The sequence below is a fragment of the Rhodanobacter sp. FW101-FHT13A11 genome (genome assembly GCF_058790335.1).
The window spans coordinates 1-16,556 of record NZ_JBYTCN010000005.1; the positions used below are offsets into that span (position 1 = coordinate 1).

Annotated in this window: 11 protein-coding genes; 3 read left to right on the forward strand and 8 right to left on the reverse strand. The window is 67.6% G+C overall.

All coding sequences use genetic code 11. The annotated features are described in order from the left end of the window. Positions 1 to 315 precede the first annotated feature (315 nt). From AC3WRN_RS07245 to AC3WRN_RS07260, 4 genes are all read right to left on the reverse strand, one after another. Entirely contained in the window at positions 316 to 762 is a 447-nt protein-coding gene (locus tag AC3WRN_RS07245) for a type II toxin-antitoxin system death-on-curing family toxin (protein WP_492622609.1), read from the reverse strand. A gap of 9 nt (positions 763 to 771) precedes the next feature. Beyond that, the gene (locus tag AC3WRN_RS07250) at positions 772 to 993 is read right to left on the reverse strand and encodes an AbrB/MazE/SpoVT family DNA-binding domain-containing protein (protein ID WP_056390071.1); all 222 of its coding nucleotides are present in this window, start codon (positions 991 to 993) and stop codon (positions 772 to 774) included. A gap of 181 nt (positions 994 to 1,174) precedes the next feature. Beyond that, the gene (locus AC3WRN_RS07255) at positions 1,175 to 3,226 is read right to left on the reverse strand and encodes a M13 family metallopeptidase (protein ID WP_492622476.1); all 2,052 of its coding nucleotides are present in this window, start codon (positions 3,224 to 3,226) and stop codon (positions 1,175 to 1,177) included. Positions 3,227 to 3,317: 91 nt separating this feature from the next. Next, on the reverse strand, positions 3,318 to 4,913 hold the full coding sequence (locus AC3WRN_RS07260; RefSeq protein WP_492622477.1) for a DHA2 family efflux MFS transporter permease subunit: 1,596 nt from the start codon (positions 4,911 to 4,913) through the stop codon (positions 3,318 to 3,320). A gap of 65 nt (positions 4,914 to 4,978) precedes the next feature. On the opposite strand from AC3WRN_RS07260, the gene AC3WRN_RS07265 reads away from it, so the two are divergent. The 3 genes from AC3WRN_RS07265 (at position 4,979) to AC3WRN_RS07275 (ending at position 7,533) form a co-directional block, all read left to right on the forward strand. Beyond that, entirely contained in the window at positions 4,979 to 5,575 is a 597-nt protein-coding gene (locus AC3WRN_RS07265) for a TetR/AcrR family transcriptional regulator (RefSeq protein WP_492622478.1), read from the forward strand. Beyond that, a complete protein-coding gene (locus AC3WRN_RS07270; RefSeq protein WP_492622479.1) occupies positions 5,572 to 6,714 on the forward strand; it encodes an HlyD family secretion protein in 1,143 nt (380 codons plus the stop codon). The genes AC3WRN_RS07265 and AC3WRN_RS07270 overlap by 4 nt, the downstream gene beginning before the upstream one ends. Before the next feature lie 105 nt (positions 6,715 to 6,819). Next, positions 6,820 to 7,533, forward strand: a complete 714-nt coding sequence (locus AC3WRN_RS07275) for an SDR family oxidoreductase (protein WP_492622480.1) — start codon at positions 6,820 to 6,822, stop codon at positions 7,531 to 7,533. A gap of 6 nt (positions 7,534 to 7,539) precedes the next feature. Here AC3WRN_RS07275 and AC3WRN_RS07280 read toward each other — a convergent pair whose 3' ends face one another. From AC3WRN_RS07280 to AC3WRN_RS07295, 4 genes are all read right to left on the reverse strand, one after another. Further along, positions 7,540 to 11,286, reverse strand: coding sequence for a translocation/assembly module TamB domain-containing protein (locus AC3WRN_RS07280; RefSeq protein ID WP_492622481.1), 3,747 nt, complete (start codon positions 11,284 to 11,286; stop codon positions 7,540 to 7,542). 68 nt (positions 11,287 to 11,354) lie between these two features. Then, entirely contained in the window at positions 11,355 to 13,124 is a 1,770-nt protein-coding gene (locus tag AC3WRN_RS07285) for an autotransporter assembly complex protein TamA (protein ID WP_492622482.1), read from the reverse strand. Between the two features lie 141 nt (positions 13,125 to 13,265). After that, the gene (locus AC3WRN_RS07290; protein WP_492622483.1) at positions 13,266 to 15,866 is read right to left on the reverse strand and encodes a glycosyltransferase family 2 protein; all 2,601 of its coding nucleotides are present in this window, start codon (positions 15,864 to 15,866) and stop codon (positions 13,266 to 13,268) included. Positions 15,867 to 16,073: 207 nt separating this feature from the next. Next, the gene (locus AC3WRN_RS07295; protein WP_492622484.1) at positions 16,074 to 16,541 is read right to left on the reverse strand and encodes a Dps family protein; all 468 of its coding nucleotides are present in this window, start codon (positions 16,539 to 16,541) and stop codon (positions 16,074 to 16,076) included. Positions 16,542 to 16,556 lie beyond the last annotated feature (15 nt).

Consider the following 16,556-nt stretch of genomic DNA (forward strand, 5'->3'; position numbering starts at 1 on the left):
CAACCAGTTCCGATTACACTCTACCTTGAACTACATCAGCCCGATGCAGTTCGAGCAACACTGGCTGACCGATCAGGTCAAACAAGCCAGCTCATGACCTCGGTTATGGGGTGCGGAATTCGAGGGCAAGGTCAGAGCCACTAGCGTCCTTAATAGCATCGGGACGGCTTCGATATGCCCCCAAAGTTGACTGAGGCTCAGGGCCTACGTTTTGGGCGCCGCTTAAGGGACCCGTCGAAAATGGCCGTCATTCCTGCGAAAGCAGGAATCCAGTGACTTCCAGCGACCGAAACCAAAGGCACTGGATCCCGATTTTCATCGGGATGACGAACATGAGCGCGCGTAGCGCGCACGCGGCTCGTTCACACGTTTTTTGGCATCGAGGCTGATGTGCTGGCGCAGCCAGGTGGCGAACTCGGCTTCGGACAGGCTGCCTTCGGCGAGGGCGATCACGGTGACGTACTTGTCCTCGTCGCTGGCGACGAGGTCGGCGCCGTTGAGGGCGAGGAAGACGCGATAGCAGACATGCGCCGTGCGCTTGTTGCCGTCGACGAAAGGGTGGTTGCGCGCCAGGCCGAAGGCGAGGCTGGCGGCGAGGTCGGCGAGATCAGGCGGCGGGTCGCCGTAGGCATGACTTTGCTGCGGGCGGGCGAGCGCGGAGTCCAGAAGACTCTCGTCGCGCACGCCGGTGCCGCCGCCATGTTCGGCCAACTGGCGTTCGTGGATGGCGATGGCGAGCGGCCGTTCGATCCAGATGATCATGGCCATGGCCTATTGCGCCAGCTTGCGCAGGACGTTGCGGTCCTTGCGCATGACCTCCTCGGCCACCTCCATCTGCTTGGCCAGGGTGGGGTCGTAGGTGGTGAGGCGGATGCCGTCGGGGGTTTCCAGGGCGAACAGTTCGTCGCCTTTTTCCAGGCGCAGGCGGGCCAGCAGTTCGCGCGGCAGGATGACACCGGCGGAATTGCCGATGGTAGTGATCTTCAGTTTCATGGCGGCCTCCGGGACGGGTTATAACGCATGTTATACGTCAACAAGACCTGAAGGCAATGCGCTTTTTTGCTTTCCGATCGCCAATGGGTGTCCGATGAGGGGCGCTTCGGCAACCGTGTCAATCCACACAAAAAGGGCCGCATTCGCATGCGGCCCTTCTTCTTGGCAGCGCCTGAAACTCCTACCAGATCTTCACGCGATCCTTCGGTGCCAGGTACAGCTTCTCACCCGGCTTCACGTCGAACGCCGGATACCACGCGTCGAGATTGCGCACGGTCTGTGCGCGGACGCTGGCGGGCGCGTGCACGTCGGTGTTGAGGCGCTGGCGCAGGGCGGCGTCGCGGATCTTGCTGCGCCAGGCCTGGCCGAAGGCGAGGAAGAAGCGCTGGTCGCCGCTCAAGCCATCGATCACCGGGGCCGGCTTGTCGCCGAGCGACTTGTGATAGGCGAGGTAGGCGATGGTCAGGCCGGAGACGTCGGCGATGTCCTCGCCGAGGGTCTGCTCGCCGCTCACGTGCAGGCCTGGCAGCACCTCGTACTGGTCGAACTGCTTCGCCAGTTGCTGGCTGGCGGCCTTGAAGTGCGCCAGGTCGGCCGGCGTCCACCAGTTGGCGAGGCGGCCTTCGGCGTCGAACTCGGCACCGAGGTTGTCGAAGCTGTGGCTGATTTCGTGGCCGATGATCGCGCCGATCGAACCGTAGTTGGCGGCCGCGTCGGCGTGCGCATCGAAGAACGGCGGCTGCAGGATCGCGGCGGGGAAATTGAGCGCGTTCTGCAGCGGCAGGTTCACCGCGTTGACGGTCTGCGGGGTCATCCACCACTCGCCCTTGTCCACCGGCTGGCCGAGCTTGGCACGCTGATGTTCGTATTCGAACTTTTCGGCGCGCAATTGATTTCCCAGCGGATCGTCGGCGCGGATGTCCAGCGTGGCGTAGTCGCGCCAGGTTTCCGGATAGCCGACGCTGACGCGCAGGGTGGCCAGCTTGGCCTTGGCTTTCTCGCGGGTGGCCGGGGTCATCCAGGCCAACGTGTCGATGCGGTCGTTGAACGCGGCGACGAGGTTCTTCACCAGTTGCTGCACGGCAGCCTTGGACGAGGCCGGGAAATATTTCTTCACGTAGAGCTGGCCCACCGCGTCGCCGAGGCCCGTGTTGGTCGCGCCGACAGCGCGCTTCCAGCGCGGCTGCTGCGCGGGCGTGCCCTGCAGGGTGCGGCCATGGAAATCGAAGCTGAGGTCGGCGTAGGCCTTGGGCAGCAGGCCGGCGCTGTGGTCGATAGTGTGGAAGACGAGCAGGTCCTTCCATGCCTGCAGCGGCTCGCTGGCGGTCAGCGCAGACAGTCCGGTGACGGCAGACGGCTGCCAGACGTTGAATTGCGATTGGCCGTCGAGTCCGGCGGCCTTGAGGTAAGTGGCCCAGTCGAGACCGGGTGCCTTGTGCGCGAAGTCGGCCATGCGCCACAGGTTGTTGGCCTTGTGCACGTCCTGGCTGTCGATCAGGCTTTCCTGCGCCTTGGCGATCTTCGTTTCCAGGTCGAGGATGGCGCTGGTCTTGCCCGCGGCGTCGGCGATGCCGGCCTGCTTCAGCAGCGCGGTGACGTAGATCCGGTACTTGGTGCGTGCCTCGACCATGTCCGGATCGCTGGACAGGTAATAGTCGCGGCTGGGCAGGCCGAGGCCGCCCTGCATCAGGTAGGCGATGCTGTGCGAGGGATCTTCCAGCCCCTGCGTCACGAACAGGCCGAACAGGTGTTCGGTGTGGAAGTTGGTGGCGTTGATCGGATCGACGTCGGCGCGCAGGCGGCTGCCCAGCACGCGGGCAAGATCATCGCGCGAAGCGATCGCGTCGATTTGCGTCAGCGCCGGCTTGAGCGGTGCGAGGCCGTGCTGTTCGATCGCAGCGGTGTCCATCCAGGCGGCGTAGTAGTCGGCGATCTTGCGCGCGTTGCTGCCGGCGGCGGGATGGCCGGTGCCGGCGTTGCGGATCAGTTCGGCGGTGTCCTTCTCGGCCTGTTCGAACACCTTGAGGAAGGTGCCGGTGCTGGAGCGGTCGGCGGGGATCTGCGCCGTCTTCAGCCAGCTGCCGTTGGCGTAGCGGAAGAAGTCGTCGCCCGGCTTCACGCCGTGGTCGACGCCGGCCAGGTCGATGCCGATCGGCTGGCTCGTCGGGGTGGCTGCCCAGGCGGCGGGAGTGCACGCCACCATTGCCGTCAGGATCCATCGCATGCGTTGCATGATCGTGTCGCCTCTGCTGAAAGGAATGTTCCACCATAGCCCGCCGCCCGGCGCTTGAGGGCATGACTTATGGGCCATGCCGGCCAGGCATTCAGTGCGCTTCCACGCTGACCGGCGCGACTTGCGCCGGCATGCGGCAGAACGGCACCAGCAGCAGGGCCACGATGAACATCCACGCCATCAGCCGGAACACGTCGTCGAACGCCAGCGTGGTCGCCGCACGCGACACCAACTGGCCCAGCTCGCCCTGTGCCATCAGCAACGCGTGCGCGGAATCGGTGGTGAACTGGCCGATCCGCGCGGCCAACTGCGCCACCACATCGGGCGCGCTGCGGCCGGCCTCGCCCAGGGCTTCGCCGAAGTGGGCGATGTGGATGCGCGTCCCGTCCATCAGCCAGGTGTTGACTACCGCGATGCCGATCGCGCCGCCCAGGTTGCGCATCAGGTTGAACAGGCCCGAGGCGTAGCGCAGTTCGGCCAGCGCGAATCCGTTCAGCGCCATGTTCACGCTGGGCACGATGCACAGCATGGTCGCGAAACCACGCAGCGCCTGTGGCCAGAACAGCGTGGCGAAACCCCACTGCGGCGTCATCGCCGAGAACAGCCACAGGCTGGCGGCGAACAGCAGCAGGCCGACGCTGATCGTCCAGCGCGCATCGACCCGTTGCGACAGCCGTGCCGCCACCACCGTGCTGAGGATCTGCGCGATGCCGGTGACGAACACGGTGGTGCCGATCTGCAGGCTGTTGTAGCCGCGTACGCGGCCTAGGAACACCGGCACCAGGTAGGTCGACGCGTACAGTCCGAAGCCGATCACCAGACTGAAGATGCAGGCGAACACGAAACTGGAATGGCGGAACGGCGACAGCTTGACGATCGGCCCGGACGAGCGCAGCGAGCGCTCCAGGAACAGCACAAAACCGACCAGCGACAGCCACGCCGCGGTGGCGATGGTCGGGTCGCCCAGCCACTCGTGGCGCGGGCCTTCCTCCAGCACGTATTCGAGGCCGCCGAGGAACATCGCCATCGCGACCAGGTGCACGTAGTCGATTTTCTTCAGCATCGCCAGGTTCAGCCGGTCGACTCGCACCAGCAGGATCGACAACACCGTGACCGCGATGCCCGGCGCGATGTTGATGTAGAAGATCGAACGCCAGCCGACCACCTCGGTGAGCCAGCCGCCCACGGTCGGCCCCAGCGTCGGTGCCAGCACCGAGACCATGCCGAGGATCGCCGGGATCAGCGCGCGCTGCGGGCCGCTGAACAGCGCGAAGCCGGTGGCGAACACGGTCGGCACCATCGCGCCGCCGACGAAGCCCTGGATCACCCGGAACACGGTCATCGAATGGATGTCCCAGGCCATCCCGCACAGCGCGCTGGCCACGGTGAACAACCCGGCCGACAGCGCATACAGCCAGCGCGTCGACAGCGCCTGTGCCAGGAATGCGGCGAACGGGATCATCACCAGTTCGGCCATCAGGTAACCGGTCTGCACCCAGCTGATCTCGTCCGGCCCGGCCGACAGACCTGCCTGGATCTCGTTGAGCGAGGCGGCCACGATCTGGATGTCGATCAGCGCCATGAACATGCCGAACGCCATCACGCCGAAGATCAGGAATTTGCGCGGCAGCGGCAGGTCGGCGGGGGCGATGATGGCGGTTTGCGAGGTAGCGGTAAGGGCGTTCACGGGTGGCTCTTGCATCGACGGCAAATCATAGTATGATGATCATCATATTAAAAAGCGAGGCCGTCATGCGCTACGACACCGAACACAAGCAGAAGACCCGCGCCATGGTGCTGCAGGCCGCGGCGAAGGCGATCCGCGCCGACGGCCCGGATCGCGTCGCGGTGGCCGGCGTGATGGCCGAGGCGGGGCTCACCCACGGCGGCTTCTACGCCCACTTCAAGTCCAAGGACGAACTGGTCGCCGCGGCGATCGGGCAGATGTTCGACGAGGCGCGCGCCCGCTGGGAGCACGAGACCGCCGAGCGCGGCCCGGCCGAAGGCCTGCTCGCCTACATCGACTTCTACCTGTCGAAGAAGCATCGCGACGCGCGCGGTTTCGGTTGCCCGATGGCGGCGCTGGCTTCGGACCTGCCGCGCCTGTCCGAGCCGATGCGCGAACAGTTCGCCGAAGGCGTGCGGCGCAGCACCGCGCGGCTGGGCGAGCAGCTCGCTGTGCTGGGGCATGCAGCGGCCGAGGTCGAGGCGCGTTCGATGATCGCCGAGCTGATCGGCGCGCTGTCGCTGGCGCGCATCGAGCCGGACGCGAAACGCTCGGACGCGATCCTCGCCGCTTCGCGCAAGCAGCTGAAACAGCGGCTCGGGCTGGAGGCGCGGCAGCCATGAGTGCCGACGGTAGCCCGGGTGTTCCCGTCGACGTGCCGGCGGCACCACGTGCATCGTGGTCGCGCCGGCCGGTGTTCGTCGCGGCGGTGGCACTGCTGGTCGCGGTCGGCGGCGCGTTGTGGATCGCCGCACCCAAGCGCAGCGTGTCCACCGACAACGCCTACCTGCAGGCCGACAGCTCGGTGGTCGCGCCGAAGGTGCGCGGCCTGGTCGCCGCCGTGCTGGTGCAGCACGACCAGCGCGTGCACCGCGGCGATCCGCTGGTGCGCATCGACGCGGAGGAATTCGACGCACGCGTCGCCTCGGCTGCCGCCGAACTGCAGAACGCGCAGTCCAGCGTCGCCGCCGCGAAAGCCGCGCTGGTGGCGCTGGATGCGGAAGAGCAACTGGCCGCCTCCAACGTGCGCGCAGCGCAAACCTCGATCCGTTCCTCCGAGGCGCAGCAGGCGCTGGCCGAGGCCGACCGCAAGCGCTTCGACGCGCTGATCGCCAGCGGCGCGGTGGCGCGCCGCGATGCCGAGCAATACCGCACCGCCGCAGTCACCGCGCAGGCGAATGCCGAGCACAGCCGCGCCGAGTTCGCGGTCAGCCGCAACCAGGCCACGGTGACACGCGCCAAGCGGCTGACCCTGCAGGCCAACGTGGCGCAGGCGGAGGCTGCGGTGGCCAGCGCGAAAGCCGCGCTCGACCTGGCGCGACAGGACCAGACCAACACCCTGGTGCGCGCACCGATCGACGGCGTGGTCGGCGACCGCCAGGTGGAGCCGGGCGACTACGTGCAGCCGGGTTCGCGCCTGCTCACCGTGGTGCCGCTGGATGCGCTATACGTGATCGCGAACTTCAAGGAGACCCAGACCGCGCGCATGGTGGTCGGCCAGGACGCCAGTGTCGAAGTCGACGCGCTGCCCGGACAGGCACTGCACGGCCACGTCGAGAGTTTCGCGCCCGGTTCCGGCTCGCAGTTCTCGCTGCTGCCGTTCGAACCGGGCACCGGCAACTTCACCAAGATCGTGCAGCGAGTGCCGGTGCGGATTCGCTTCGATCCGGGCCAGGCGGCGCTGGCGCGGTTGCGCCCGGGACTGTCCAGCACGGTCACCGTGCAATTGAACGCAACGCAGTTGGCGCAGGCAGCGCGCTGAGCAACGCGCATCGTCAGCTGCCGGCATCCGGCACAAGAAACGGATATGAGCCGTTGACTACAGGCATCAGCATTTCCATTCCTTTCCTCACGAGGTTATCCATCCATGAAAATCCAGAACAGCACGGCTTTCGTCACCGGTGCCAACCGCGGGCTCGGACTCGCCTACGCGAAAGCACTGCTGGCCGCCGGTGCGCGCAAGGTCTACGCCGGTGCGCGCGATCCCTCCAGTGTGCCGGCGTTGGCGGGCCTGGTGCCGGTGAAGCTCGACGTCAACAACGCCGACGACATCGCCGCCGCGGTCGCGCAGTGCGGTGATGTCGATCTGCTGATCAACAACGCAGGCATCATCAGCGACGAACCGCTGCTCGGTGCAAGTGGAGAGGACGCATTGCGCCAGGTGCTCGACACCAACCTGCATGGCGTGCTGGCGATGAGTCGCGCGTTCGCGCCGGTGTTGCGCGCCAACGGCGGCGGCGCACTGATCAACATGCTCTCGGCGCTGAGCTGGGTCAGCTTGCCTGACACTTCCGCCTACTCGTTGTCGAAAGCCGCTGCCTGGGCGTTGACCAACGGTCTGCGCAACGAGCTGCGCGGACAGGGCACGCTGGTGGTCGCGGTGCACGCCGGGTACATCGATACCGACATGGTGAAGGATGTCGACAGGCCCAAGTCGCGCCCCGAAGACATTGCGCAAGCCGTGCTTGCCGGTATCGAAGCAGGCGAAACCGAGGTGCTGGCTGATGATACGGCCAGGTACGTCAAGTCCGGCTTCAGTGGTTCGCCGTCGTTGTATCTCGGCAGTGTGCCGGCGGCCTGAGCGGCATTACTTCTCGATGCGGTAGTTCAGGCTGGCGCGGCTGAATTCGGTGGCCTGCTGCGCCTCGAAGTTCCAGCGCCGGCCGAGGCGGTAGCGCAGGGTGATCACCTCGCCCGGCTCGAACAGGCCGACGCCGTAGCTGAGGTACAGCCGCGGCGACAGGTACTTGCCCACGGTGAACGCGGAGCTGCCGCCCAGCGCCGCGTTGCTGGACACGCCGATGTCGTCCACGCCCAGCTTCGAGCCGATGCTCTTGGCCAGCAGGTCGCCCGCGGCCGAACCGAGCGCCTGCGCGGCGGCGCCGACCATGTCGCCTTCGCCGCCCTTCACCTGCGACAGCGGCTTGCCGGTGACCAGGTAGGACAACGCGTCGGACTGCTCCATCACCGGGTTGGAGAACACGGTAAGGATCGGCCGCTGCGCGGTGCCGGCGACCAGCAGGCCGACTTCCTGGCCTTCGTCGATGGTGGCGTTCGGGTTGAGTTTGCGCACGGCGCGGATATTCAGCCCGGGGTTGTCGATCGGCGTGCTGGCGAACAGCAGCTGGCCACGCTGGATCTGGAGGTTCTGGCCGTAGGCCTTGTAGGTGCCGTCGACGGTCAGCTGGCCCTGGCCGGCGGTGGCGCGGCCGGGGCGTTCGAGCACGGTGAGCACGCCGCCGACGCGGCCATCCAGGCCCATGCCGACGACGTGCGTCCTGCGGCCGAGATCGACCTTGACCAGGGCGTTCACCGGCAGCCTGCCGGCCGCCCGCTGCTGTCGCTCTTCATCGAGCACCACCACGTCGGGCGAGGCCCGGGTGGCGCCGGCACCGGGCAGCTTCTCCGTGTTCACGTCGGCGCTGTCGATGCCGAGCGCGCCGCCGATGTCGATGCCGCTGGCGTCCTGCTCCACGGTGAGGTCCGGCGAAACCACGACCTTCGCGGCAGGAATGTCGGCGGCGGTGAACTGGCTGCCCTTGAGCGTGAGGCGGGTTGGCGCGCTGGCGCCGAGGCCGGCGCCGCCGTCGATCGCCACGCTGCCCTTGCCCGATTGCACGCTGCCGTGGATCAGGAGCTGCCGCGCATCGGTGGTGCTGACCGCGAGCTGGCCCTGGCTGAGCTTGAGTCCAGCCGACGGCACCTCGACGGCGAAGCCGCGCACGTCCGCCTGGCCGGTGACCGCGGGTTGCTTCAGCGTGCCGCCGAAGCGGAAGCTGCCGTCGACGCTGCCCTTGACGTCGGCCACCTCGCTGCTGAACAGCTCAATGAAGGCGAGGTTGTTCAGGCGCAGGTCGAGCTGGCCGTCCAGCGCCCGCTGCGCGCCGCTGACGGTGAGCTGTCCGTCCAGCCGGCCGCCGCCGTCGAGGCCGGCATGCAGGTCCAGGCGTTGGCGGACAGGCGAGAGTTCGGCGTCCAGGCGCAGCTGGTCGTAGCGCAGCAGCGGCTGGTCGGGGCGGTCGGCGTAACTGACGCTGCCTTGCGCGGAACCGATCGAGGCGTTGCCGCCGAGCGCACCGGCGGCGCTGCGGCGGATCCGGCCGCTGCCTTCCAGGTTGCCCTCGGCGCGGATCGGCAGGTCGGCATCCCCGGCCGCATTCAGCAGCAGCGTCAGCGGCAGCGCGTGCAGCCGGTAGCTGGCGTCGAGGTTGCCCGGCTTGTCCCGTTTCGCGGCCACGCATAGTTGCGGATCGCCAGCGCCCAGGCACAGCTCGGACAGGTTCATCGCGCCGTCGTCGTAGCGCAGCGACGCGGGCTGCAGCAAGCGCCAACTGGGTAGGCCCTGCGGTTCGAGATCGAGGGTGGACAACGTACCGTTCCAGGCCGGCCCCTTCAGCGCGCCGTGCAGCGCGAGCCGGCCGGAGAGCTGGCTGCCGCGCGCATCGAGCGTCAGCCGATGGTCGCCCTGGCTGCCTTCGGCGAGCAGATCGAGGCGTTGGAACCGCAGGCCCTGCAGGTGCACGTTGTCGGCCTGCAGGTCGAGCTTGCCGGCCGGACGGCCGATGTCCGGGATGCCTGCGATCAACCGTAGCGTGCCGGCCTTCTGCTGCTGCCAGGCCAGTGCGTTGCCGTGCAGCTGGCCGTTGATGCTGAGCTTGGGCAGCCTGCCGCGGATATTGAAATGGCCGTCCAGACGGCCGCCTGCATCCGGCAGCCAGTCGCCCAGCGAGGCGATCGCCAGTTGCAGGTCGAGATCGTTGCTGCTGCCCGGCTTGCCCGCGAGGTGCACGTTGCTGCGTGCCGAGCCCAGTTCGAGCTGGCCGTCGACCACTTCATCCGGCGACAGGTGCAGCTTGCCGTGGCCGCTGACCGCCCGCCCGCGCAGCTTGCCGCTCAGCCGGCGGATTTCCAGCGTGGCGTCGGGGCCGTTTTTCGGCAGGCTGCCGCTGCTGGCGATGTCGAAATCCAGGGCGCCAGCCCAGCCGGCGAACAGCTGGCCTGGGTCGAGTTTATCGGCGGTCGCCTCGGCCTGCCATGCCAGCGTCGGCTGCAGGGTCAGCGTGCCGTGCGCCTGCAGGCCGCCTTGCGGCTGCTTCAGCGCCAGCGTATGCAAGGTGATCAGCTGCGCGGTGCCGTCGAGGTTCAGCGCCAGTTTCGCCAGCTTGCCGGGCGGGCCGATGTCGACGTCGCCTTTGGCGTGGTACTTGTCGGCGTTGCCGCTGGCTTTGAGGGCGCCACGGCTGGCCAGCGCCTGGCCGGCCAGCTCCGGTGGCAACAGCAGGTCGTTCCAGCGGATGTCCAGCGTGGCGCTGAACGGTTTGGCGGCCAGCTGCACGGTGCCGCTGGCTTTCACGCTGCCCTTGATCTGCGGCGAGCCCAGCTTGAGCTGCTGCAGGGTCAGCGTGGCGAAGTCGTGGCTGAATTGCGCGCGCAGCGGCTGCAGCAGCAACTGGTAGCCATTGAGATCGAGCCGGCCTTCTAGCGTGCCGCCGTAGCGGTCGCCATGGCCTTGCACGGCGAGCGCCAGGGCCTTCAGCGAGCTGTCGCCGAGCAGGGGTTTGGGGTCGAAGCGCGGCGCGTCGAGCTGGCCGGTCCAGGCGTAGTCGCCGCTCTGAATCAGGTCCAGTTGCAACTGCGCCGCGGTGGGCGCGCTGAGCTTGAGGTCGAGATGCGCCTGCCGTCCGTCACTGCGTGCGACGAGGTTGCCGGCATAGCCGGTGTCGCCGATTTTCCAGGCGAAGGCGGCCTTGCCGTTGCCCTGGTAACTCGTGCCGATCGCCAGCTTGCCGTCGAGGCTGGCGTGGCCGTCGGGCGCCTGCAGCACGAGTCGGTGCAGTGCGATGCCGCGATCGGTCCAGCTTCCGGCGAGGTCGAGCTGGGTGGAGGCGAACAGCGGCTGGCCGTCCCGCGTCACTTTCACCATGCCCACGTGCGCGCGGTCGAGGATCAGTTCGACCGGTGGTCGCAACGGGAAGCCGCTGGTACTGGCGGCGGTCTCGACCGGTTTCGGCAAGGCCACCTCGACCCCGTCCACATCCAGCGCGAGCACGTGCACGCGTTTGGCCAGCAGCGGCCAGAAGTGCAGGTCCAGCTGAGCCTTCGCCACGTTGACCACGGTGCCCTTGCCGTCGCCGTAGCGGACGCCGGCCAGTTCCAGCGGGCCGACCAGGCGGCCCCGCGCCTGCTGCACGTGCAGCGCGCCGTCGGTGGCGGCCTGCGCCCGCGCCAGCACGAAGCGCAGGCCGGCACCGGTGCCGAGCAGCCACCACAGCGCCGCCGCCAGAACCAGCAGCAGCGTGGCGAAGACGATGGCCATGCGCCTGAACCATTTCATGCCGCCAGTTTCCTCCGCTTGCCTTCAAGCCCTGCCCGTTGAGCCTTTTCCAATCCCGAATCCCGAAGTCACAGATCCGGCCCGATCACCAGGTGCAGCCGGATGCCGTGCACGCGATCGTCGTGGATCGGCGTGCCCAGGTCGACCCGGATCATGCCCACCGGCGAGCGCCAGCGCAGGCCCAGGCCGGCGCCGATCTTCGGCCGGTAGTCGGTGCCGCTGAACGCATTGCCGGTATCGACGAACGCGGCCATGCCCCAGTTGCGCGTGAAGTAGTGCTCGACCTCGCTGCTGGCGACCAGCAGGTGGTGGCCGCCGATCACGCGGTCGGCGCTGTTGCGCGGGCCGATCGCCTGGTAGCCGTAGCCGCGCACCGAGCGGTCGCCGCCGGCGAAGAAGCGCAGCTGGGGCGGCAGCGCGGCGAAGTCGTCGGTCCAGGTCACGCCGGTGCTGCCGCGCAGGATCAGCCGGTTGCGGCTGCGCGTGCCGAACGCGCGGATCCACTTCGCATCGGCAGTCAGTTCGCTGAAGCCGGCGTCGGACAACAGGTTGCCGGCCGTGCTGCGCGCGGCCACGCTGAGCAGCCAGCCCCGGCTCACGAAGTCGGGGTTGTCGGCCTGCTTGCGCGTCAGCGCGGCCTCGCCGAACACCAGCGTGCTGTGCCCGTGCTCGATGCCGGGCGTGTTGTCCGGTTCGTTGCCGCGCTTGCCCACGGTGAACGTGCCGGACAGCACGTGCACGCCCAGGGTGCGGGTCCAGCCGTGCCACTGGCGGGTCTCGTTGCCGACCAGCTCCAGCGTGCGCGATTGCGAGGTGGCGGTGTTCGCGTCGCGGAAGTTCGCGCCCACGTTGTAGCTGCGCTGGTTGTCGCCGGGCATCGGGATCGAGTACAGGGTGGACAGCGTCTTCAGCTTCTGCGCCACCACCAGTTCGTTCTTCCACTTGTGCCCGCGCCGGTTCACCCAGCGCCGCTCCATCCCGCCGCGCGCGCCGAAGCCGGTATCGGTGCCGGTGAACGGGCCGCCGGTGTAGATCGTGCGCTTGGCCGGCGCCAACTGCACGGTGACGTCGACCACGCCGTTCTTCGCCTTGTCCACGTCCGGCTGCACGTTGACCACCGCGAAATAGTCGGCGCCGTTCAGCGCCTGCTGCAATTCCAGCAGCTGGTTCTGCGAGAAGTAGTCGCCGGGCTTGAACGGCACGTAGCGGTCGAGGAAGCCCTCATTGAACTGCGAGCCGTCGAAATGCACCCGGCCGTAGCGATAGCGCGGGCCGGCCCGCCACGCCAGCTTGATCGCCGCGCTGCGGTCGGCACGGGTGACTTCGACACGGTGGGTGAGCAGGCGGGCGTCGAGGAAGCCGTTGGCGGTGAGCTGCGCGCTCAGCGCGTCGCGCGCCGCGTCGTAGGCACCGTGGTCCAGCGGTTTGTCCTTGAGCCGTTCCAGCGCGCGCTTCGCGCGGCGGATCGGGGCCAGCGCGGCCGCCTCCTGGTCCAGTTGCAGGTCGACGGAGGTGACCTTGACCGGCTCGCCCGGCTGCACGTGCAGGGTCACCCGCCAGTCCTTGCCGACCGGCTGCAGGTCGCCGGCGACGGTGGCGTCGTAGTAGCCGTACGGCTCCAGCGCGGATTTCACCTGGCCGGCTGCACGCTCGTACAGGCGCCGCGCCTGGGCATCGCTGACGTCGCGCGTGGCGTATTGCGACAGCTCCACGCCCGCGATCGCCGCCGCCTTCAGCGGGTCCGCGACGCCGTCCACCACCAGTTGCACGCCGGCGTGCGCCTGAGGCGCGAACAGCAACAGAAGCAGCAGGTTCAGGCGTCGGGGGCAGCGGCGCATGCGTGGGGTTCCGTCCTCGGATCGTTTCTTGGCTCCCGGCGGAGCTTACCCAGCCCGGTGTTGGCTTCGTATGAAGCCGGCCGGATCGCCGGGAGCCGGATCAGGACGACGTGCGCGGACTGCCGACGCGGCCGTGCCGCGTCAACCCGCCTTGTCGCCGGCCTTGTGCGCGATCCATGCACCGATCACCGCTGACACGTACGGAATCGACTGCGCGGCAAGGATGAACATCCACAAGCTGCCTTCGATGTAGCGCGTGCCGTAGCCCAGCGCCATGCCCACGATGCACAGCATCAGCGCCACCGCCATCAGCAGCTCCTCGCGCACCGGCGCGAACGCGGCGAAGTTGCTGCCGCCCAGGCGCCGGCTCTTGGCGGTGACCACGAACGAGGTCTTCTCGCGGGTCAGCCCGTGCAGGATGCCGCGTGCGATCGCGTGCGACAGGCCCATGCTGGCCAGCGAGGCCATCAGCGTGTCGTACCAGCCGCAGGGCACGCGGGCGCGGTACAGCACGATGCCGAAGATCGCCTTGGCGAAGAAGAAGCCGATCACCGGGATCAGGAACAGCTGCATCGGCAGGCTGAAGTACTGCGGGAAGGCGACCATGCCGGCGGTCCAGAACAGCGCCATCAGGGTGAACACCAGGTGCAGCGCGTCGGCGAACCAGCTGAACCAGCCGGTGAGGAAGTGGAAGCGCTGGCCGGCGCTGAGCGGGCCCTTCTGGGTCATCCAGCTCCAGCGGCCCTTGAGGATCTGCATCGCGCCGAACGCCCAGCGGTAGCGCTGGCTCTTGTACGCCTTGAAGTCGGCCGGGGTCAGCCCCTTGCCCATCAGCTCGTCGACGTAGACCAGCTCGTAGCCGGCGTGCATCAGGCGCAGGCCCAGCTCGGCGTCCTCGCAGATCGTCCATTCCGACCAGCCGCCAGTGCCTTCCAGCGCGCTGCGCCTCACCATCGTCATGGTGCCGTGCTGGATGATAGCGTTGCGCTCGTTGCGATGGTGCATGCCGATGCGGAAGAAGCCGTCGTATTCCCACGCGGTCATGCGGCGGAAGCGGTTGTGCTCGAACTCGCGGTGCGCCTGCGGGCACTGCACCACGGCCACCTTCGCGTCATGGAAATGACCGGTGAGGGTGGCCAGCCAGTCGGCGCGTACCTCGTAGTCGGCGTCGATCACCGCCACCACGTCGGCCTGCGGATCGGTTTCCTTCAGGCCGAAGTTCAGCGCGCCGGCCTTGAAGCCCGGCCACGGCGCCAGGTGGAAGAAGCGGAAGCGCTTGCCCAGCTTTTCGCAGTATTCCTGCACCGGCTGCCACACCGCCGGGTCCTTGGTGTTGTTGTCGATCACCAGCACTTCGAAGTTCGCGTAGTCCAGCGCGGCCAGCGAGTCGAGCGTGACGATCACCATCTCCGGCGGCTCGTTGTAGCAGGCCAGGTGGATCGACACGAACGGCTGCTTCCCGGGCGGGTCGGGCCTCAGCATGCCTGCATGGCGGATCCACTCGCGCCGCCACAGCACTTCGGTGAACTCGAAGCCGTTGATCAGCAGGATGGCGAGGATCGCGACCTGGGCGGGGAACAGCAGCACCAGCATCGTCCAGTCCACCCAGCTCAGGTAGAAGTTGAACGGCAGCGTGGCCGACCACACGATCAGGCCGCAGGCGAGCTGGATCAACATGCAGAAGAACAGCCGCCCCATCAGCCTGAAGCGGCTGAAGCGGCGCGCGAAGAAGATCATCGGCAGCAGCGCCAGCAGGCTCGCCGCCAGCGCCTTCCACGGCCAGCCGGTGTCTTCGGTGACCGGGCCGGTCAGCGGGAATTTCAGCTGGCGGTCGGCGTTGAACATGCCCCAGTACGCGCCGGTGCGGCCCTCGCCGAGGTTCTCCTTCCACGGCTGGTCGAACGCTTCCAGCAGGTAATAGTCGACGTGCGCGGCCTTGGCCACGTTCATCCAGTCGCGGATGAAGATCGCCTCGTTGGAGACCGACGGGTCGGCGTATTCGTGGCGGTCGCCGTTGGACGGCCAGCCGATCTCGCCGACCACCACGGGCTTGTCGGGATAACGCTGGCGGATCGACTCGTAGGCGCCCAGCGCGGCAGGGACGGCATCCTTGCGCGCGATGCCGTTCCAGAACGGGAACAGGTGGATGGTGATGAAATCCACGTGCTGGACCAGTTCGGGGTACTTCAGCCAGATGTAGTCCGGCTCGGCGATCGACACCGGCTGGTGCACGGCGGCGCGCACGCGGTCCAGGTACAGCATCATCTGCTCGGGCGGGAGGTCGTTGCGGAACAGCACCTCGTTGCCCACGATGACGCGGGTGATCGTGTCCGGGTAGGCGCGCGCCTTGGCGATCAGCAGCTCGATCTCGCGCTCGTTGTTGTCCAGCCGCTTGTCGATCTCGGCGCCGGCCATCACCTGCAGGCCTTCTTTCTGCGCCAGCCGGTACAATTGCGGGTTCTGCTGCATCGTGTAGGTGCGCACCCGGTCGCTGTACTTGTGCAGCAGCTTCAGGTCGGCGGCGATGTCCTCGTCGCTGGGATAGTCCTGCTTGAACGGACTCTGGTAGCGCTGGAATACCGACAGCGAGTAGCCGCCGATCTTGCCGTGCCAATCGTCCGGCCCGTGCGGCAGGTTGCCGTACCACCACAGCCCGATGTTCATCGCGGCCACGACCAGGGCGAGCACGATCGCGACGAGCAGCGGATACCGGCTGTTGTGGTTTGCTGCGGTGGCGCTCAAAAAAGTCCCCGGAGGAAGCCTGCGCAACAGGCGGTAGAGCCCGGGGAGCTTAACCAATCCAAGGCATCGGGCTCAATAAAGATCGCCGGCCGCGGTCAGCGCAAGGTCAGCCGCGGCGGCGTGCGGAAGGCGGCTGGCAGGAAAACGGCAGCTTCGCGGGAAGGTGCCGTCGGAGTCCTGCGATGGGTGGATCAGGCGCCGGCCGGCCTATTTCAGCAGCGAGCGCAGCATCCAGGCGGTTTTCTCGTGTTCCTTCAGACGCCCGGTGACCATGTCGGCGGTGCCGTCGTCGCCGGCCGCGTTGGCTGCCTTCAGCGTGCCGCGGGCGGTGGCGGCGGCGATCTCGTGGCCCTCGACCAGTTGGCCCACCATCGCCTTCCACTCCGGCACGCCGGCTTCTTCCTTGATCGCGCTGAGCTTGGCGAATTGGCTGTAGGAGCCGGGGGCGAATACGTCCAGCGTGCGGATGCGCTCGGCGACCTCGTCGGCGGCCAGCCACAGTTCGTTGTACTGGGTCTCGAACATGGTGTGCAGGCTGTTGAACTGCGGGCCGGTGACGTTCCAGTGGAAGCTGTGGGTTTTCAGGTACAGCGAATAGGTATCGGCCAGCAGCCTGGACAGGTGCCTGGCGACCTGCTCGCGATCTTTCCTGGCGATACCGATGTTCATGGCCATGTGCTGCTCCTTCCG